Annotated in this window: 18 protein-coding genes; 5 read left to right on the forward strand and 13 right to left on the reverse strand. The window is 44.6% G+C overall.

Annotated elements, in window-relative coordinates:
- The first annotated feature begins 17 nt into the window (after positions 1–17).
- Together H6F98_RS15090 and H6F98_RS15095 are read left to right on the forward strand one after the other, a co-directional pair.
- Positions 18–1,808 carry an ABC transporter ATP-binding protein gene (locus tag H6F98_RS15090; RefSeq protein WP_192219517.1) on the forward strand — a complete coding sequence of 597 codons (1,791 nt, stop codon included), beginning with the start codon at positions 18–20 and terminating at the stop codon, positions 1,806–1,808.
- 218 nt (positions 1,809–2,026) lie between these two features.
- Positions 2,027–2,656, forward strand: coding sequence for a PEP-CTERM sorting domain-containing protein (locus H6F98_RS15095; RefSeq protein ID WP_199348501.1), 630 nt, complete (start codon positions 2,027–2,029; stop codon positions 2,654–2,656).
- A gap of 209 nt (positions 2,657–2,865) precedes the next feature.
- Here H6F98_RS15095 and H6F98_RS15100 read toward each other — a convergent pair whose 3' ends face one another.
- The 3 genes from H6F98_RS15100 to H6F98_RS15110 all read right to left on the reverse strand — a co-directional run bounded on the left by H6F98_RS15100 (position 2,866) and on the right by H6F98_RS15110 (position 7,154).
- Complete coding sequence (locus tag H6F98_RS15100; RefSeq protein WP_192219519.1) at positions 2,866–4,509, reverse strand: NADP-dependent glyceraldehyde-3-phosphate dehydrogenase; 1,644 nt, start codon at positions 4,507–4,509, stop codon at positions 2,866–2,868.
- A 374-nt stretch (positions 4,510–4,883) separates the two neighbouring features.
- Positions 4,884–5,588, reverse strand: a complete 705-nt coding sequence (locus H6F98_RS15105; protein ID WP_192219520.1) for a GDYXXLXY domain-containing protein — start codon at positions 5,586–5,588, stop codon at positions 4,884–4,886.
- A 204-nt stretch (positions 5,589–5,792) separates the two neighbouring features.
- Positions 5,793–7,154, reverse strand: coding sequence for a DUF2157 domain-containing protein (locus H6F98_RS15110; protein WP_192219521.1), 1,362 nt, complete (start codon positions 7,152–7,154; stop codon positions 5,793–5,795).
- A gap of 95 nt (positions 7,155–7,249) precedes the next feature.
- On the opposite strand from H6F98_RS15110, the gene H6F98_RS15115 reads away from it, so the two are divergent.
- Entirely contained in the window at positions 7,250–7,996 is a 747-nt protein-coding gene (locus H6F98_RS15115) for a CHAP domain-containing protein (RefSeq protein ID WP_192219522.1), read from the forward strand.
- 152 nt (positions 7,997–8,148) lie between these two features.
- Here the strand turns inward: H6F98_RS15115 and H6F98_RS15120 are convergent, their stop codons facing one another.
- The 7 genes from H6F98_RS15120 to H6F98_RS15150 all read right to left on the reverse strand — a co-directional run bounded on the left by H6F98_RS15120 (position 8,149) and on the right by H6F98_RS15150 (position 14,944).
- Entirely contained in the window at positions 8,149–9,006 is an 858-nt protein-coding gene (locus H6F98_RS15120) for a sulfurtransferase (RefSeq protein ID WP_242058542.1), read from the reverse strand.
- A 140-nt stretch (positions 9,007–9,146) separates the two neighbouring features.
- Positions 9,147–9,512 (reverse strand): PleD family two-component system response regulator, encoded by a 366-nt coding sequence (locus H6F98_RS15125; RefSeq protein ID WP_192219523.1) that lies wholly within the window; start codon positions 9,510–9,512, stop codon positions 9,147–9,149.
- Positions 9,513–9,798: 286 nt separating this feature from the next.
- Positions 9,799–10,230 (reverse strand): hypothetical protein, encoded by a 432-nt coding sequence (locus H6F98_RS15130; RefSeq protein WP_192219524.1) that lies wholly within the window; start codon positions 10,228–10,230, stop codon positions 9,799–9,801.
- Between the two features lie 30 nt (positions 10,231–10,260).
- The gene (locus H6F98_RS15135) at positions 10,261–12,006 is read right to left on the reverse strand and encodes an ABC transporter ATP-binding protein (protein ID WP_199348503.1); all 1,746 of its coding nucleotides are present in this window, start codon (positions 12,004–12,006) and stop codon (positions 10,261–10,263) included.
- A 203-nt stretch (positions 12,007–12,209) separates the two neighbouring features.
- Positions 12,210–12,944 (reverse strand): NrtR DNA-binding winged helix domain-containing protein, encoded by a 735-nt coding sequence (locus H6F98_RS15140; protein ID WP_192219526.1) that lies wholly within the window; start codon positions 12,942–12,944, stop codon positions 12,210–12,212.
- Positions 12,917–13,507, reverse strand: a complete 591-nt coding sequence (locus H6F98_RS15145; protein ID WP_192219527.1) for a nicotinate-nucleotide adenylyltransferase — start codon at positions 13,505–13,507, stop codon at positions 12,917–12,919. The genes H6F98_RS15140 and H6F98_RS15145 overlap by 28 nt, the downstream gene beginning before the upstream one ends.
- 57 nt (positions 13,508–13,564) lie before the next feature.
- Positions 13,565–14,944, reverse strand: coding sequence for a nicotinate phosphoribosyltransferase (locus H6F98_RS15150; protein ID WP_192219541.1), 1,380 nt, complete (start codon positions 14,942–14,944; stop codon positions 13,565–13,567).
- A gap of 757 nt (positions 14,945–15,701) precedes the next feature.
- Here H6F98_RS15150 and H6F98_RS15155 point away from each other — a divergent pair.
- Positions 15,702–15,854 (forward strand): hypothetical protein, encoded by a 153-nt coding sequence (locus H6F98_RS15155; protein WP_192219528.1) that lies wholly within the window; start codon positions 15,702–15,704, stop codon positions 15,852–15,854.
- A 765-nt stretch (positions 15,855–16,619) separates the two neighbouring features.
- Here the strand turns inward: H6F98_RS15155 and H6F98_RS15160 are convergent.
- Both H6F98_RS15160 and H6F98_RS15165 read right to left on the reverse strand, forming a co-directional pair.
- On the reverse strand, positions 16,620–17,324 hold the full coding sequence (locus H6F98_RS15160; RefSeq protein WP_192219529.1) for a hypothetical protein: 705 nt from the start codon (positions 17,322–17,324) through the stop codon (positions 16,620–16,622).
- 609 nt (positions 17,325–17,933) lie between these two features.
- Entirely contained in the window at positions 17,934–18,551 is a 618-nt protein-coding gene (locus H6F98_RS15165; protein ID WP_192219530.1) for an RNA polymerase sigma factor, read from the reverse strand.
- Between the two features lie 574 nt (positions 18,552–19,125).
- Between H6F98_RS15165 and H6F98_RS15170 the strand changes: the two genes are divergently transcribed.
- Positions 19,126–19,632 (forward strand): peptidoglycan-binding protein, encoded by a 507-nt coding sequence (locus tag H6F98_RS15170; RefSeq protein ID WP_192219531.1) that lies wholly within the window; start codon positions 19,126–19,128, stop codon positions 19,630–19,632.
- 18 nt (positions 19,633–19,650) lie between these two features.
- Here H6F98_RS15170 and H6F98_RS33110 read toward each other — a convergent pair.
- The coding region (locus H6F98_RS33110; RefSeq protein ID WP_206759655.1) for a hypothetical protein at positions 19,651–19,902 on the reverse strand (252 nt) is incomplete at its 5' end.

The raw sequence follows: 19,902 nt of genomic DNA on the forward strand, positions 1-19,902 counted from the left end.
CCTTACCCCAAACGAACATGACTGGTACTGGCTCCGTTGTTACACCCGAAAAGAAGGTGAGTAAGCAACTCCCGACACTACGACGGTTGTTGCAGTACCTGAAACCCTATCGTAAAGAGCTTCCACTCGCATTTGGTTCAGTGGTACTTGGTGCATCTACTCAAGCGATTGGGCCTTTCTTAATCGGTTGGTCGATTGACAATCTCATTGCTCAAGGCAACCTGCGGGGGTTGCTGCTGATGTTGAGTTTACTGGTGATTGTGTACCTCATTGGTCTCCAAGCGTTCCGGAGTCAGATTTACCGAGTCGGTTGGCTCATGCAGCATCTGCTTGCCCAACTGCGTCAAGATATTTTTACGAAAATCCAAAGCCTTCCCATCAGCTTCTTTGACCGCAGCGAAGCAGGAGACTTGATGAGTCGTCTACTCAACGATGTGAGTGTGGTGAATCAGGTTTTTGGACAAACGATTTCTCAAGCGTTGGGCAGTCTGTTCAGCTTGGTTGGGATTATCATCGCGATGCTCCTGATGAACCTACGGCTGGGTTTATTGAGTAACTTGGTTGTGCCGTTAATGATTTTCACCACAGGCTTGTTTGCACGTTGGGCAAGAGCAAGATTTCGGGTGACTCGTCAGACGATTGGTGAACTTTCTACCAAGCTAGAAGAAGACATTGGTAGTGTCCGTGAAGCGCAGGCGTTCAATCGGGTGCAACTCAATATAGAAGAGTTCGCGAGTCTAAATGCTGCCAACCGTGATGCCAATGTCCATGCCGTGGCAATCACTGCTGCCTTTTTACCCTCAATCGACTTCCTCAATACCTTGGCAACCGCTGCTGTGTTGGCGTATGGGGGCTATCTCGCTGTTACAGGAGCCGCGACAGTAGGGACGGTGACTGCCTTTTTACTCTATGTGCAGCAGTTTTTCCGACCCATTCAATTCCTCAGCCAGTTTTACACGCAAGCGCAGGCGGCAATGGCTGGAGTGGAACGCATTTTCTTACTATTAGATGAGCCTTCACAACTCAACGATGCACCTGATGCTGGGGAGATGCCCCCACTCCGGGGCGAGGTTTGTTTTGAGGATGTCACTTTTGGCTATAACCCAGAGCAATTAGTTCTCAAAGGTGTGAATCTCCATGCCCTACCAGGGCAGATGATTGCGTTGGTAGGGCCAACAGGCGCTGGGAAGAGTACGATTATCAACTTGATTTTGCGCTTCTATGATGTGACGGGTGGTGTTGTCAAAGTCGATGGTATTGATGTTCGGAGTGTGACACAGGCAAGTCTGCGGCGGCAGATTGGGATTGTTCTGCAAGACAATATTTTATTTAGTGGCACGGTTGCGGAAAATATTGCGTTTGGTTGTCCTCAGGCAACACACGCAGAAATTGAAGCGGCTGCTCAAGTTGCTAATGTTCATGAGTTCATTACGTCTCTACCCCAAGGCTACTGTACCCTTCTCGGTGAGCGAGGGGCTAACCTGAGTCAAGGTCAGCGGCAGTTGATTAGTATTGCTCGTGCTGTCCTTGTAAATCCCCAGATTTTAATTCTGGATGAGGCGACAAGTAGTATTGATACACGCACGGAAGCACTGGTACAAAATGCGATCGCACGTTTGCTGGAAGGTCGTACTAGCTTTGTCATTGCTCACCGCCTCAGCACCGTTACTCAAGCTGATCAGGTTTTAGTGATCCAGCAAGGTCAAATTGTAGAGCAAGGAACTCACGCGCAGTTAATTGCTCAAAGCGGTGTCTACGCTAATCTCTACGCCCTCCAATTGGGTGCATCTACTCCAGCAAGGATCTAAAACTGCTACAACACAGAACCACACTTCAGCTCTGAGATAGATGAAGAGTTGAACAAGATTCCTAAAATAGATAGACACGACAATGTTAATTTAGCTACAATTCTTTGCTTCACAAGCGCTGAATTCAAAGCTGTCTTCTCAGTTCAATTATTTTTAGCGCCGCTGCAACCTGGATGGGTGAAACAATGCATCACTTTTGCCGTAAGAACCGAACTCAAATGCAATCAAAACTGATTCATAGCCTGAGTGTAGCGGCAGCGGCTGCGACACTTGTTGGTCTATGTGTTCCAGCCCAAGCAGCATCCTTAGCAGGGTCTTCTGACCTTAACTCTACAGGAGGTTTTTCCTTTAGCGACAATACTAAAGTCACGTTCACGTTCCTGCAATCTCAGGGGGAATATCTCTCTAATTTTGGCGTTTACGATGCCTCAAAGAATTCTCTTCAAACACTAATTTCTGAAGTTCAAGCTAGCGACAACGGTAGCGAGAATGACTGGCAGGGAACTTGTGGGGTATCGGTTGTTTCTTGTGAAGTCAGCTACACGTTTGAGGCGGGGGTAAACTACTTCTTGGGTTTAGCTGCCAATGCTGCCACTACAGTCTTCTCAGGCACACAATACAATAACCAACTGCCGTTTCGTTTTACGAATGACTCTGCTGCTGATTCAACGGTATTGATTGCTATAAATGACTCCTACACAGGCGACTCGGACTATAACGACTTCACGGTTTCCGCTTCAGCTAGCCGCGTTGAGTCTGTCCCTGAACCGGGTACGTTAGGGGCGTTAGCAAGTGTAGGCGCACTTGGTTTGATGGGGATTCGTCGTCGCAAACGTGCGAACACGTAAGTAGTCAAATCGAATGCCTTCTGCCCTCTCTCTTCTGCCTTTTGCTATATCATGCTCCCCTCCTGCTGACTTTTCTCAGGAGGGGATTTTATAGTGTTTCTCAGCTAAATGAGGTATTGCTAAAGGCTGCGAAACAAGTGCTACTTGACAGGAAAAAAAAAGCTGATGGCTGATAGCTGAGGGCTAACTGCTATATTGTTTTTTGCTGTCTAAAGAATGAAATCAGTTGAGAGAAAGTTTGATTTATGTTCTCTGACAATTTGGGTCAGCATTCCTTTATTAATGTCTGTCTGTTTCGCCGCTACTAAAGTAGGGAGAGAAAAGGCATACAATGCATCAGTAACAGAAAGTGTACCTTCAGCAGAGTCTTTTCTTGCGGTAAAGGGAAAGGTATCAGGACCACGCTGGCATTGGCTATTCAGGTTTACACGGGAGACTTGATTAACTAATGGGTCAACAAGTTTGGAGATTGTATTGGCATTATTTCCAAAAATGCTGACCTGCTGCCCATAATCAGACTCAACCATATATTGAATTGGAACTTCAATATCATCGAAGGGAACTATGGGGATTACAGGACCAAATTGCTCTTCGTGATACACCCGCATTTGTGAAGTAACAGGATACAGGACAGCCGGATAGAAGAAGGTTTTGTTGACAGTGCCGCCTGCTTCATTGACAACCTTCGCGCCGTAGCGTTTAGCATCTTCAACAAGTTCGGTGAGATACTTCGGCTTCTCTATATCTGGTAGCGGCGTAAGCGTGACACCTTTTTCCCAAGGCATACCAAATTTCAGATTAGCGATCGCATCACAAAAACGCTCAAGAAAGACATCGATAATTTGAGAATGGACAAATAGTATTTTCAAAGCCGTACAACGCTGTCCATTATAAGAAAGCGTTCCCAAAATGCATTCTTTAACCGCCAAGTCCAAATCAGCGTAAGGCAGAACAATACCTGGATTTTTCGCCTCTAAACCTAGGACACTCCGCAAGCGATGCGGCTTAGGATGCAGTTTTTTCAGGGAACTGGCTGCTTTACTTGAGCCAATAAATGCCAATGCATCAACCTTTCCAGAAGCCATTAGGGGAGGAGTGATGTCCCGACCCTTTCCATAAATGACATTGACCACACCTGGAGGAAATGCGTCTCGGAACGCTTCTAGCAGTGGACGATTGAGCAAAACTCCTAACCTTGGTGGTTTTAAGATCACTGTATTGCCCATAATCAGGGCAGGAATCAGTGTAGTAAAGGTTTCATTCAACGGATAATTTGTTGGGCCTAAACAAAGCGTTACCCCCAGAGGCGCACGGCGGATTTGACCAATGATTCCCTGTTCGAGTACAAACCGAGAATTGGTTCGATCCAGGTTCTTGAGGGCATCAATCGTGTCTTCGATATAAGCAATCGTGCGGTCAAATTCTTTCTCGGAATCTGGATAGGACTTGCCAATTTCCCACATCAAGAGATTGACAACTTCCTGCTTCTTCTCCTTCATCCGATAGGCGAAGTCTTGAATATGCTCAATCCTGCCACTGACAGACATTGTCGGCCAATGTCCTCTGCCGTTGTTATAGGCTACTACGGCAGCATCAAGCGCTTCGAGGGCTTCTTTTTCTGACAACATTGGAACGCTGCCAATCACTTTTTGGGAAAACCCATCTGCCGTTTTCACATAAATTGATGACGAGACTTCTTGCCTTGACCCCTCCCACTGTCGTAACAAGCCATCGATCAGATATTCAGTTTGATGTATCGGGTCGGGTAGCTGGAATTCTGTTGGAATACTAGATTCGTCCGGAAAAATTGAGTCAATCTTGGGTTGGAGTTGGGGTTTTTCTTGTAGTTGCATAGCATTAGCTCTCCTAATTTGCTTAAGCATCAACTTCCTTTGCCACCAAGATAAGCAATTGTTCTGAATAATTCTGTACTGAAATTAACCTAAATATTGCAATCGGCTATGTCTTAAGAGAGGTTTTTAATCTTTTAATAAACATACTTTAGAAGGTAGAAAAAACTGCTATTTGTTTATCTAAAATTTAGGATAAAAGTTAGTAACACAGAAGACAAACAAATATTAAGTAGGTAGACAAAATTAAACGTAAGGTGGACATTTCCCACCCTACGAGTTGCTTGCAAACAAACTATCCTTTGAAGAAGGTTTCTCTAAAGGGATGAACGCGATCGCCTTTTGTGGAGTCAGCGCAAGGAGTGGGGGTGTATTTACTAAAACCGATAGTTACGAATCTTCTGGTCTGAGGCTTCGCCAACCCGCGCCCAAAGGCTTACTGGCACAGCATCACCTTGAGCATTCACCTTGATTTCCATAACAACTGGTGGTGTCTGTGATGACTGAGTTGGGTTGGTTTGGGGTGCCGTCGGTGGAGACTGTGTTGAGTTGGCTTGCCGGGTTGCCCCTAAGTCAGCGTTAATCTGCTGTCGCTGGTCTTCAGGGATGTAGTAAGTTTCCAGCCCATACTGAATAAAACCTTTTTCAGCCAGCCCTTTAAGGGCAACCTGATTTGCTGGTAGTTGGGAGGGGCGCTGGGTACTAACTGCGACAGGTTTCCAAGCTTGTGGGAGTTTACCTAGGGTTGGCTTGGTTGGTGCTGCCAAAATTACATAAAAACGAGTACCCGGTTCAATCAAAGCAAAGTTATTTCCGTTAGGCTGTTGCTTGGGCAATTCCTCCCAACCTGGGAGCTTGCTTAAGCTGTTTTGGCGGGAAATATCATATCTTAGTGTCTGGGAGTAGCCTCGCAACAGTTCGTAAGGGTCTACTGGTACAGTCTGGAGGATAACGGTTTTACCAGTTAGCTGGGTGTAAACGGCTTTGGCTGGAACAGCGAGAATCAATGCTGTTTGAAAGACGATAGGTACCCAAAATCGCCATCTAGGTGTGGGCTTAGGAGATTCAGAATTTAAGGTCATTCGAGTTGGGACTTCGGATTGATTTCGAGGTGGACTATTTAGCCAATGTCTAACTGGATAGTTATTTCCGCCGCGCTGCACTAGTGCAAGAAGGCAGAAGTAAGGAGGCAGAATGCAGAAGGTAAGAAAGTTTGTACAGTAAGGTTTTTAACCTTTTTTCAGTGGTGGGTTATTTCTGCCGCGCTGCACTAGCACTATTTATTTTCACCCATCTACTTGTGAATGCCTGGTTCGGTAACGCTCAAACCATAGTCCAGCAGCAATGACACCAAGTCCGCAGAGGAACAGGACTAATGATTTGAAGAGTAAGTCGGTGTTGTACTCCAGCATCCGGCTAAAAATTTGTAGGGTTAGCAGTACCATACCTCCCCAGAAAAAGCGGCGCTGACTCTGTGCTAATCCTTCACGGATTAAACCAGTGGAGAGCAGGAATGAGAGCAAGTTGAAGATTAGCGTAGCTATAATTGCAAGCCTACCGCTACTCAGATGCCAAAAGGGAATTAAAGCACTGACGGTAATCATACTCGCGACAAGAAGGTTGGTTAAATCGACTCGACGCAATAGTTGTACCCATTCCCAAACTGTCCAACCCGCTAAGAGCAGTATATCGACTGGAGGAGGAAGGGTTAGTGAAGTGTCATTGGCTGAAGGCACCAATGAGGTACTCCATAATCCATAGAACGATGCGAGAAAGAACAGAAGGCTGAGGAAGGTGATAGCAAGACTACGGGCTGTACTGTCGAATGATTGAGCCTTCGGTGAACACTGGCCCCATAGAGAATCCCTGTATCCCCATAAAAGTGCAGGTGGTAGCGCACAGGCAACTGCAGCTGTCCAAGGTGGAGAACCTAATAGATTCAATCGGATTAAATTCGCTTCTAGAAAATATATAGTTGCGATCGCACCAAGGCGAAAAATCCAGCGAGAACGGCACCAGTAAGCCAATGGGATAAACATTAAAGCGGCTAACACTGGCATATGTTGCACTACAAACCGTAGCCAGGGAAACTCACCAATTGCAACAAATTCTGGCTGTCCCTGCACATACCCAAGTGCAATTAAAAGAATTGCCAAAATTCCCAACATCGTTAGCCGTAGGCTGTACGCCATTGTCAAAACGCCGAATCCCCAAACCAGATACAACTGATAAAGTAGCCCACTCTGATGAAACATCTGAGACATCAGAGCCATATTTGCCCCTAAAATCAGCGCCCCTAAGAGTAATAATCCCTGTCCAAAACGGCGTTGCCATCGCTCAGTTGGATGCCGCCAGAGGTAGAAACCCGCTGTATTGACACCAATAAAGCCACTCAGGAGCAATGTCACCTTTACCCCCCGTGACCACGCTTGCCAGTTCGCCGCGACGAAAGTGATAATCGCTAAGCCCAACAGGACACTACCTAGCCCCAGCAAAATCACGATGAATCGGCTACGGGCAGAGGTTTCAAGGTCATTAAATTGATAGCGATCGCATAATTGTTCATACACAGAATCATCAATTATTCCCTCGGTTCGCCATTGTTCTGCTTCTTGACGCAACTGGCGACGAAACTTATCAGAAAGCATAACCACCTCAATACTTGAGTCCGTATCAGTAGGAGGACTTGTCGTTTGTGAGACACTAGGAAAAAATCTACCGGAATCAGCCCTAGAGGAGAACAATGACGACGGCTGTAGATGTACTGGGAAGAGCAGCACGAGAGATTGGTTACACCGAGTCGCCGCCTAACAGCAACCGTAACAAATTCGGTGCCTGGTATGGAATGAATGATGTACCGTGGTGTGCCATTTTTGTCTCATACTGCTTCTACGATGCTCAGTTGCCATTAGAAATCACTACACCAAAAGGCTTCTCATATTGTCCGTCTGGTGTCAAATGGTTTAAAGAGCAAGGTCAATTCTTTAAAGCACCGCAAGTTGGTGACCTTGCCTTCTTCGATTGGGATGATGACGGAACGACTGACCATGTTGGTATCGTTGAGGTTGTTCATGATAAGGCGAATGTGACCTGTATTGAAGGGAACACAGGCAGTAATAACAACTCCAATGGCGGACAGGTCATGCGCCGTAAGCGTTCTATCAAGAATATCTTAGGCTTTGGTAGACCCCTATATACAGATACATCTCGCCCTCAACCTGAGCTTGGATACCCTGTATGGCCAGGACGTTATATTACGTTAACAAGTCCTCTGATGAGTGGTAATGATGTTTTGACATGGCAGTTGCGAATGATTTCCAGAGGCTGGAATTTTGGTGATACTGGCTCAACGGGAAAAGGAGACGATGGCAGTTTCACAGAACGTTGTCACGAAGTCCTGATCAAATTCCAACAGGAAAAAGGGCTAAAGCCTGATGGATTGTTAGGGCCGATGACATGGAATGCTGCATGGGAGACACCGATTACTTGAGGTAATGTTCTGGGTTTTCGGGAATTGGGAATTGGGTTTTCGGGAATTGGGAATTGGGAATTGACAGGAAAATAAAGGTCTTCTCGTCGCTTTCTGTGAGTTTGTATAGACTGATGCAATTTTGACTTAGGCTTTATCAGCAGGATAGATGTTCACTCTAAAGGACAACTGGATGGTGCTGCGGCTGACCATTCCCACATAGAACCTGGATAATTTTTGACATTAGTAAAACCTAAATCAGCTAATACAGCAGTAAAGAATGCTGAGCGGACTCCACCTGTACAGTAAGTAGCAATTGGAGTATCAAGCTTTATCTCAAAGTGGTTGAGTTTATCAATAATCTGATTACGGGGAAGTAAGTATCCTTTAGTATCTATTAAGTCTTTAAAGTAGAACTGGACAGCGCCAGGTATATGTCCTCTACGTTGTTCACCATAGGGAGTAGCTCCAGCAAATTCACGGAGTGAACGTGTATCAATTACAATCAACTTCTTAGAGGCACTTTGAACAGAAAGATGAGCTTGAAGTTCATCACGATGGATTGACCACAAGGCAGTTGCCTTAACAACAAAGTCTCCAGCAATGGGTTGGTTCAAGCCTAATGTAGTAGGAACACCAGCTTGGGTAAGAGCTGTATAGCCTCCATCCACAAAGGCGGCTGATGGATGTCCGAGGGTGCGTAACATCCAAACGATTCGTCCCTCCTCACCAAAATACCAAGGGTGAGTCGGATTACCAATGACAACGACTGGTCTAGTATTGCTAATACCAAGGTTACGAAGCTTTTGTTCCAGAATTTCTAGGTTCTCAAGTAGTTTGCCCTTATCAGGTGATTGCTGTTGGGAAAAGTGCTTCCAATTGACATGAACTGCCTCCAGGACATGACACATCAGCCATTCCAAGTAAGTGCGAGCATCAAGAATAGTTGCTCCTTGCTCAATACGTTGCTTGGCTTGTGCTGCACTGACTACCCACTGCTGATTTCGACTATCTTGAGCTGGGCTGTTCAAATCCTTACTCTGATTGGCGATCGCATTCTAGTTATTTAACCCTAATCCCAGTTAGCTAACACTCAACAATTAACGGTCAACGGTAAACAAAGAAGGGCTTACCTTCATCAAGCAACTTAGAATGCCGCTACCGCTTATTACTATTCTCTTAACAAATATTTAACAGTATTGATGAGTTCTTGAGGATGACAAAGCTTGGAAACATAAGCATCAGCGCCTTGCTTGCTTCCCCAATAGAAGTCACATTCTTCTGTCTTATTGGAATACATCAGTACAGCAGGCTTAGGAGTTGTGTTCTTCGACTTGAGACGCCGACAGACTTCGTAGCCGTTCATTCGAGGCATGATAATATCCAGAATCACCAGTTCAGGAGAATGAATTTCTGCTAGGGACAAGGCTTCAATGCCATCTTCAGCAAAAATCAAATTTAGCCCAATCTTTGTCAGGTGTTTGGAGATTATCAACTGTTGGGTCTGGTCATCCTCTACCACTAGAACTGTAGTCACAACCCTTTACCTCTAGTGTCTTTAGGGTGAACTACAACTGGCTCAGGTTAAATTCCGAAAGTTTTTCAATGTAACTGGAGTAGATTGCGATCGCTTTCTTACATACCCATGTAGGAGGCTTCCTGACATTTACCCATCTTGTTCTGAGAAAAGACAAATCGACCTATCTTGAAAGTCTATTTTCAAGATAGACACCATGCGCTGTGGCTCACAACGAATGAATGAAAATCCTTATTTCTTCTGCCCTCTACCTGATGCCCTCTGCCTTTTGCTATAAGTTAATTGTTCAACTCTCTAGTTGCTGAGTTAGGCGCTGCTGTAACTGTTCTAGTAATGTATCGACATCCTTAGCAACTTGCTCAAAGCAAGCAGGAGGTGGGGGTTCGGGTTCAAACTGAATCAGCTTGAGTTGCTCGTTACCAATACCAATAATCAGAACTTCCTTTTCAGGTTGATGAGCATCCACAACGCCCAAAATTTCCTGAAGCTGGTTGTTGGCTTTACGATTTAATTCTTCTATAGCTGTTTTAGGACAATAGACGAAATGCGGTGTCGGGTTAAGGTCAATTCCTAACGTCTCATCGCTTTCTCCCCGTTCCAGAAATAGCCCCCAAGCGAGTGCAGCCAGTTCTTGTTGATTGTCTTTGGCGAATTGATTGAGTTGCTGTCGCCATTTGGTTTCTGGTGTTTCCGGTTGGGGACTACCAAAGAATGTCATGATTTGCGTTATGTGATGGTCAGGCGCATTTCATTTTATACCCGACTGCACACGCCAGAGACTCGAATAAATCCCTTGGTGTTCCAGCAGTTCTTCATGTCGCCCTTGCTCTACTAATTTCCCGTGTTCCATAACGTAGATACAATCAGCATTGCGGACGGTGGAAAGACGATGCGCGATCGCAATTGTCGTCCGGTTTGCGGTAATCTTCTCTAGCGATCGCTGAATAGCCGCTTCTGTCTCGTTATCGACAGCAGAGGTTGCTTCATCAAGAATCAGAACTGGGGGATTCTTTAGAATAGCGCGTGCGATCGCAATCCGCTGCTGTTGTCCTCCCGATAATTTCTGCCCCCGTTCCCCAACCAGTGTGTCATAGCCTTGAGGTAGTTTGCTGATAAAGTCATGAGCTTCGGCAATTTCAGCCGCCGCTATTACCTCGGCTGGAGTAGCATCAAACGTCCCATAGGCGATGTTCTCCCGTACTGTCCCATGAAATAAAAACACATCCTGACTCACTAGCCCAATTGCTCGACGCAAATCCCTCAACTGCAACTTTTGCAATTCAATGCCATCAAGGGTGATTGTTCCCGATTGCACTTCATACAACCGCAACAGTAGTTTCACCAACGTACTCTTACCGGAACCTGTAGAACCAACAATTGCAATGGTTTTACCTGCTGGAATGTGAAGCGAAAGATTTTGAATAACTGGATGGCGATCGCGGTAAGTAAAGGTAACATTATTCAGCACCAACTCACCCCGCACCTGCTCAACTGGTAACGAAATGTCGCCTGGATGCATTTCTATCGGAGTATCCAACAGATTCATCACCCGTGTAGTCGAAGCCATTGCCCGTTGATACTGATCAAGCGTTTCTCCCAAGCGCGTCAACGGCCAAAGTAAGCGCTGTGTCAGGAACACCAACACACTATAAGTTCCTACTGCCATCCTCCCAGCAACAACATCCATCCCGCCATAAAGCAGAATTCCTGAAAAGCCGAACAAGATGATCATCCGGATTAAGGGGATGAATGCTGCCGAAAGTGCGATCGCACGTCTGTTACTTTGTCGATAGGCTTGACTTTCTCGTTCAATCCGCCCGATTTCATATTCTTCGGCTGTAAAGCTTTTAATCGTCGTGATGCCTGTAAGATTATTCGCTAACTGCCCATTAATCAAACTCACCTTTTCCCTAACCTCTGCATAACGGGGCGCAAGGCGACGCTGAAAGGCAACTGAACCCCAGAGAATAAAGGGGATTGGCAAAATAGTCATCCAAGCAACACTAGGAGCAAGAATTGCAAACGCAGTGCCAATAACGATAGAAGTCGTCGTTACTTGAATGATGTCATTCGCTCCCACATCCAAGAAGCGCTCCAATTGATTAATGTCATCACTCAAAATCGACATTAACCCCCCAGTACTCCTGTCCTCAAAGTAAGCAAGTTCTAGAGATTGCAAATGCTCATAGGCATCCAAGCGTAAGTCGTGTTCAATTAATTGCGATAAATTACGCCATAGTGTTGCATAAGCATATTCAAAAACGGACTCTAGCCCCCAAATGATGATGCTAAGGACAGTGAGGATTAGGAGTTGCCCAAAGACATCTTTGACTCCCCATTGTGCAATGAGTGAATCCTCTTTCTTGATTACTACATCCACCGCTGCACCAATTAAAGCGGGGGGTGCTAAGTCAAAGATTTTATTGAGAATGGAACACGCGATCGCCTGCCAGATTTGGGTGCGATAGTTGTGCCCGTAATTAATAAGACGCATCAGGGGAGGCCCTGATTTTGGTAGGTGCTTCCTGGTTCTAGGACGATGTGATTGTTTGATTGTCTTCGCCGCTCGTTTATAGCGGTTCTCAGTTGCAGGGAATATAGTAACCGCAGTGGCGAAACCAGGTGAGAATATCTTGAGGAGCGAACGCATTAATCGCTGCCCAATTCCCAATTCCCAATCTCAGATAAACGAGTTTGTTAAATAAATACGAGTGGCTTATCCTTTAAGGGAGCAAATGCCTCGGCATCAAAACGGTACAAACTGGCAGGGCGTCCTGCGCCTCGTGATACCTTAAGCCCTGTATCAGATAGGAAACCGAGCTTCAATAGACGAGTCCGGAAGTTGGAATAGTCTGAGAAGTTTTCTCCTAAAACAGTAGTGTAAAGCTGATAGAGATCGCTGAGGGTGAAGAGTTCTGGTAGTACGTCGAAGGCAACAGGGCTATATTCCAACTTGTTGCGGAGACGCCGATAACCATATTCCAGAATTTGATTATGGTCGAAGGCAAGCTTTGGTAACTGCTCAATTGGATACCAAGCAATACCACTAACACCATCGGCAATCAGTTCTGCTTCCTCGAACCGTACCAACGCAAAGTAACTGACAGATAAATAACGCACACCAAAACTGGTAGGCGATTCTCGTGGGTCACGACATGGTCCGCCAAAGGTGTACAGTTGCTCCAGGTATAAGTTGTTCACCCGGATTTTTTCTGCAAGAATCCGATGCGCGGCATCTTCTAAAGATTCACCGTTGCGGACTAATGTCCCTGGCAGACTCCACTGACTAAAGAACGGTTCATCCTGACGCATCACCAACAGCACCAGCAGTCGGTTTTGCTGGGTATCGACGGAAAAGATTACGTTATCAACTCCAACTTTAAAGTCGGCTAGTGCTTGCTTTTTTACCTGCTTGGTGCCGCGTCCTGGCATGCGTACAATTGCTCTTTGTGGATGTAGTCCTCAACGGGAGGTGTCAAAACTTCTGGATCACCCTTCTCACGATACGCTGTAGAAGAAACTGCTGGTGCTTGAAGATCAGCGATCGCAACTTCTGCTCCTAACTTCCTCAACTCTTCTATACCTCCCTCGTCTATTTCATAGCCTGGACGTGGCACTACCAGCAACTTCAGTTGATGTAACAATTTCTCAATTTGATACCAGCGTGGCATTTGACTCACCAAGTCAGCACCAATTACTAACGTGAAGTCTACTTGTGTTCCCCAATGCTGACGAGCTTTTTCAACCGTTTCCAAGGTTCTGGGGCTACTGAGGGCTTGGTAGAGACTTATGTTCCGTCGAGGCGGTGAAATGTCCTCAATCAGTAACCGTAACATTGTTGACCGATGTTCTAACGGTGTCTGGTGAGTTTTAAACGGATTGTCCGATGCCCAAACTGCTACATGGTCATAGTGATAGGATAACCAGTTGAGAATGGCTTGATGAGCTGAAGTTGGTGGATCAGCGCTGGTACCAAATAACGCAATGTTAACCATGTTAGTTGTTGGTTGTTGTTTGTTGTTAGTGGAATTGAAGGCTGAAAGTTCTAGCCTTCAACGTTTTGAGGAGGCTTCGAGTTTGTGTCTTTGCTGTGTAGCTTGCTTTAGCTGCTGTAATGCTTCAGAAATTTCTACCGGGAGTGGGGTTGGGTCATTAAGTTGGCGGGTTGAGTCGGAAAGACTTGCTACAGTTGCTGCTGTGCGTTTTTTGATGTTTTCCAAGGCTTCCGGTAGCTGTAGGCGTTGACCTTGTTTCATCACAAGTTGTAGTAGGGGGTGTTCCGAATCCAAGGGTGATTCAGAGGCTAAGCTCAATCGATCTTTAGTGAATTTCCCTTCAATTGTTTGGCGATAGATTTGTTTGCGTCCAGGATACGTGGCTTTATTACTTGCCTGCTTCATCGTGGGGATGCCATCAATTTCGACAAGCTTGTAGATGCCATTCACAGGTGTTCCAGTAACTAGCCGTGTTCCCAATCCGTAGCCATCAATGCAAGCCCCAGCACTTTTGAGTCTGGCAATTTCATACTCATCCAAATCACCACTAGCGAAGATGATGGCATCCGGGAGGAGCGATCGCACTTTTTGAGACAGCGCTACTAAATCCCCTGAATCCAAACGCACACCTGTCACTTGGATTTCTCCAGCATTTACCCGTTTTGCCAAACCCTCTGCCGCTCTGAGAGTATCGTAGGTATCAATTAACAGAGGAGAATTGGGAAAATAGCGATAGAAGGCAGTAAAGGCATCTTGCTCACTTCCAGATACGGCTGCGATCGCCATTACCAAAGCATGAGCCATTGTCCCAGTCGGTTTACGCCCCAACTTCAGCGCTGCTAGTACATTTGATGTTGCATCCAATCCCGCCGCCATTGATGCCCGTGCTGCCCAAAGCGAGGCTTGAGGACTAAATGCCCGCCTCGTACCAAACTCCAGTAACGTAGCCTTATCTCCTGCCACATCCCGCATCCGCGCCGCCCGTGTCGCCACCAACGTTTGGTAGTTGATCGTATTTAAAAGATAAGTTTCTACTAACTGCGCTTGCCAAAGTGGAGCCTCTACCCGCAGAAATGGCTCATTGGCAAAAATTGCCGTTCCTTCTGGCACTGCCCAAAGGTCGCCAGTAAACCGCCCATTCGCGAGGATTTCCCAGAATTGTGCTGGCGCATCCTCAAAAATTCCTGTCGCTTGCAAAGCCTCTATCCCTGCTGGAGTAAAGCGAAACTTTTCTAGGTAATCGAGTACCTGTGCCAGCCCCATCGCAATCAGGTAGCCAAAGTTATTGGGTAAATGGCGCACAAATAGTTCAAAAGAGGCTGGTTGTTGTGCCAAGCCCTCACCTGCGTAACACGCCGCCATCGTTAGCTGGTAAAGGTCAGTCAAGAGGCTATAGTCTTCGGCACCTAGTGATAGTTCCTGGTCTTCAAGTTTCATTGTTAGGGCAGGATTGTCCAAGTGCAGGTAGTCTCTATCGGGAAGAGTTTTCATTGCCCAGTTAGGGTTGGGGTTTATTGTCCTAAATTATAGTAGTAAACACCAAAATTAACTTCTCTCAACTAACTACTAAAAACACTTTCTCCTGAGTCTCCCTCTAGGTAAGGAGTGAGAGAAAAAGGGTTATGTCGTCAACTTGATCTATAACTACTCCAGAATCATCGGCTCTAGCTGGATAGACCAGAATAAAAGATAGTTGGTCAACTCATTAAGAATTTATGCCTACTTTCACATATTGTATAAAGTTCTTAATAGTAATTTTACCTAAAAAGACGTGACGCTTAGGACAAGAGTAGCAGAACTTGGTATCGGCTTTTGTATGAAGGGTACTCTTAGGGAAATCCGATGTAGGGAGAGGAGATTGTGATAACTTACTTGCTTGGTGTGCGATCGCGTTAGCAAAGTCAATTGTTCGCTGACTCATGAGGTTTGATACCAGTTCGCGATGTAATATGCCTAGACACTTGCTCGATACTAAAATCTTTGTAGAAGATAAAGTAGGTTTAAAATACTTGATTAGTTTGAAGAATAATCTTAGTCTTGACTCAATTCCTAAAGAAGTATTGCAAACATAATCAAACAAATATTGCAATTCACCGCAAACTATCTAGATTTACTCATAATTAAAGTACAGCCGAATAGAATTGCATTCGTCTAGATTTAGAAGCTCACTCGAACTTATCAGGAGAGTAGTTTTATGAGTATCTACAAAGTCTTTGAAAGCATGGCTCAGTATATTTCTGAAGCAGTAGGCAGAATTTTTAGCCCGAATGATGATGCTTATCCAATTATTGGGGTACAACCCTTTAGCGGTGAGCCATTCCAGGAAGCGAAAAGAGCAGATTGGTAAATAGTCGATGAAAGAAGTGTAGAGCAAAACCGTCAGGTATAAGCAGTTCATTCTCGGCTGCAACTGACTACTGGCGGTTTTCTTCTCATAGGTTAAAGCTTAACAAGTCAGTGGGGAGAAAATAAGTTTTCACTGACTTTTACTTATACTTAGTATTTATCTATTTTCTGCTATATCCTCTGAACTAAGGTTTTTCAATTGATACCCGATTTCTTAGGTACATTTACAAAGCCTAAAACCCTAACTCAAAAAGAGTTAGGATGTTAAGGAATTCAAAAATGACATATCCAGACAGACTTCAATAGCGTCTACTACCTCTGACCGCTCTGATGGGGAGTTTAGTCCCCCGTTGGTAGTAACAAGGTGAAGGAAGCGATAAAAACTTCACACCGCTTTAGTCAGTCTTCTGTTTTTTTTTATTTGCACCGTCTGTACATCTGACATCGCTCTCCTTCGATGTACAGCTATGGGTCACTGCGGTATAACTCCCGTCCGGTACAAGTGCTATTCGTCTAGTAGACGAATAACTCACCAAGTTAATCAGCTCATTCTACAGGCAGAAAGAATAATAACTGGTTGTCATTCGATAGAAACAAGCCCGCTCCACTGACAAAAAGAATCATGCCATGAAATTAAGTGTTTAATTTTTAAAAGTTATAAAGCTTTTTATGAGAAAAACAGAGCAATGAAAGGTGGCGTAACATTGCTCTGTTGAATATCCTAATGAACCGTTGTACTTAAGCCTTTGTACTTAGGTTTTTCTACTTAGGCTTTGACATACATTGGAACCTGACGCAGACGATACTGTTGTTCATTAAACCGCTTTTGTTCAGGAGTTAAGAACTCATATTGAACTGGGGGACGCATATCCCACTGAACACCAGAAAATACCAACAAGCTTGCTGCTATTACAATTCCGGTGGAAAGAAACTGCCAGCTACCTAGATAAGGGAGAACAGCAATACCTAGAAGGTGAACAAGGCTAGCGAAGGTAAAAGCACGCGATCGCATCCCAATTCCTGTACAGATGTAGCCAATAGCACTCAACCCTAACCACATTGGACACAGATTCATCAAGATTTGTCCCCAGCTTAGAAAAATACTAAGGTCTGTTAAGGCAACACCAGAAAGCATGAGGGCAACCCAGCAGCAAAGTACCCACCTGAGGCGTTCTACCTTTACCCAAAAGTGAGTTAACACCACCATACCGACTGTTCCCAGTAAGGTGAGAACTGACCACAATCCAGCTTGGATAACCCAGCTAATTGGAGCGAATTGAGCTGTTACAAAGATCGCGGCACAAATCAAACCCCAAAGTACAAAAACCTGGTCAATCCGTGTATAAAACACGGAAATTACGGTCTTCTGTCCAATTTTCATTTCAAGGCTCAACAGCCCTTGACGATCTTGAAAGTCCAGTGCTTCCTGCTTGCGGCGGATAATTGGCTCTACGGGATTGAAAAAAGTCATCAGGTCTCTATCGTTAGGAATTAAGTAAGGAATAAGTAGCTATAACCGAAGGTCTGTTTTTGTAAAATACCTTAACTTATCGTAACAAAAGAGTAAGAAAGATACTTATTCTTAACAGACTTTTTCTCGTGATGTTGATTAGCACCCACTTATTTCGGGTTAGTTATTGTGATAAACTAGGAAAATTGTTCATTTATCACAAATACATAATTATCCGAGGGCGTTTAACACTCGTAGCTTAAAGATAATGCGATCGCGGCTGTAAAACTTCCGCAAAATTGCCGAATATAAAATTAAGTGCCTACGCTATTCTGCTGAGTTAACACTAAAGACAATAAACCGAGTCAGCCATAGAAAGAATTGCTGCCCATCGTCGCTGAAATTCATGCTCTGTTCACTCGTATGGAGAAAATCCTAGAGCCTAGATGTCTGCCATGCTAACGACGGGAACACCACTACAAACGCTGAGCTTCGCACACGAACATTGAATGGAAGTCTCTCACCAACTTCCCAATCCCTATTCCCCATGTACTAATCTTCACTCCTCCAGGGTTGAGTTTCTTACAGACAATTGGTTAAAAAAGTCAGCCTGCAAACCCTAGCCGCGCTTTACACCATTGAATGATAAATTTTTCGGAGGTTCTTCTTTGCCCGACATCCTTTTTGTCGTAAGACTAGCTCGCTTTGAGCTTTCTCGCCTTCTTGAATTAAGCGATCGCGAATCTCCTTCCAAGACAAACCTTCAATCCCTTGTAAATATACAAGCTTGAAACCGCCTGGGTCAGATTTTTTAAGGGTTTCAAGGGACTTGAATAGTATTCTAAGGTTGCTGTCCATATCTCGCTCGGCGACTAAATAGTCTTCTATGGCTCTCAATGCCGGGACAAATTCCACAAACTCAGGAGCGAGGAGCTGTTCTTTATTCTGTTTCCGGCTTATTTCTCGAATGATGTTGAAACAGGTTCCTTTTAGCCATGAGTGAGGGTTACTAATAACTCCTCCAGAACGAATATATTCTCTCCCGCGTATATAGGCTTCGTTAAGGATGTCATAGGCTTCAAATCGAGAAGCCAGATGAAATTGCAAAAGAAATCTCTTGATTGTCGTGATTGTAGAATAGGAATGAGGATTGCCCTTACCTAATATCTCCTTGATTGCTGTATCTAACGAGTCTTCTGGTAAATCTTCCGGTGGGGGCGTAGACTTGATTGCCTCTGAGTTCGTCATAAGTTATTCCATAAATCACCCTCAGAAACTAGTGAAACATCGATGCTCAATGTGACACCTCCATAGTGCCAGTTTCTTCTTAGTAGCCTACAAGCTTGATAGAGATAGACTTGGCACTTGCTGAATGTCCCCTCTGGGGTTGGGGGAGAAAGCCCCCCAAGCAGGGTTTTTCTACGAACGATTACTTTTCGCTTAAGTTAATGACATTCTACTTAAGTCGGCTGAGGCTAAAACTTAATAAGCTCTCTTAATTGAGAATATTCAAGCCCTGATGAACGTTGCCTCAAAAATAACCTGATGGTCTTACGCTATCTGTAGTGTATGAGCTTCACTCTTTATGGAATCTTTAAGAAAAAGATGTCACGAGTGGTGGCACTTCATCACTAATCATTAGACTTGTTCAAGAATGTATTTCTAAAAGCGCTGAAACTTTTGTATAGCAAAGGTTTCATACACTGAAACTCTAGATAGTTGTAGTTTTTACTCTATCTAGGTGTCAGCTTGATTATTGGATGAGTCGATTAGCACTACCTGCTGGCAACTATCCAACCAGTGGGCTTAGCTGAGTCGAGAGGTGACAACAAAGATCATGGGAACGCCAAGCGAAGGAAATATGAACGATATGGAGATAATGGTTGAGCACTCTCTGGAATATAGAAACATTATTCACGACTATTGGACATTGGCATCCCGTCCAACACTTACAGAATCAGAAGCCGATCGCTTAGAGGAAATACTGCACAAAGCTCAGTCTGAGCCGTTACTTGAGTTTTTACTCGATGAAATTGACCATATTTTGGCACATGAATTAGGGTTACTCGATGAACAATTCATTAAACATCAACAAGATGAGTTGAGAAAAGCGATAGATCAGGCTTGGTGTGAACAAGTGCTTTTAGAGATACGAAATCGCTCAAAAGCTATTCAAAAGTACTTGAAAGGCAAAGGATTCTACACGGGTGCAATAGATGGTCAAATTGGTCCACGTACACAGGAAGCGATTGCCCTACTCAAGAAGGAAGCTAATCTAAAATTTGAGCGGCTTGAATTTTTTGATGTAGAAACTTGGTCTATATGCTAAGTCTAAGCTAATTTGCATTCAAGTTGCTTTTTGCGCCGAATGGTTCAAGGAAGAGGGATGAGGTGAAAATAAATCTCTTCCCTTTATCTTTTGAATAGAAGTAATAGTAAAAAAATGATTGTTTGCGGCGATAGGTTTTATTGAAATAAGAATATTTGGTTCTTCAGTACTTAGTATGCTAAATATATAGCGAAACAAGAAAAGAAGAGATAAATTTAGTGTATCTAAGAGTGAGCAAACCCTGACTGACATTGACAGATGAGGCGCATT

This window comes from Microcoleus sp. FACHB-SPT15, from assembly GCF_014849525.1.
In the GTDB taxonomy this organism is placed as follows: Bacteria; Cyanobacteriota; Cyanobacteriia; order Cyanobacteriales; family Coleofasciculaceae; genus Symplocastrum; species Symplocastrum torsivum.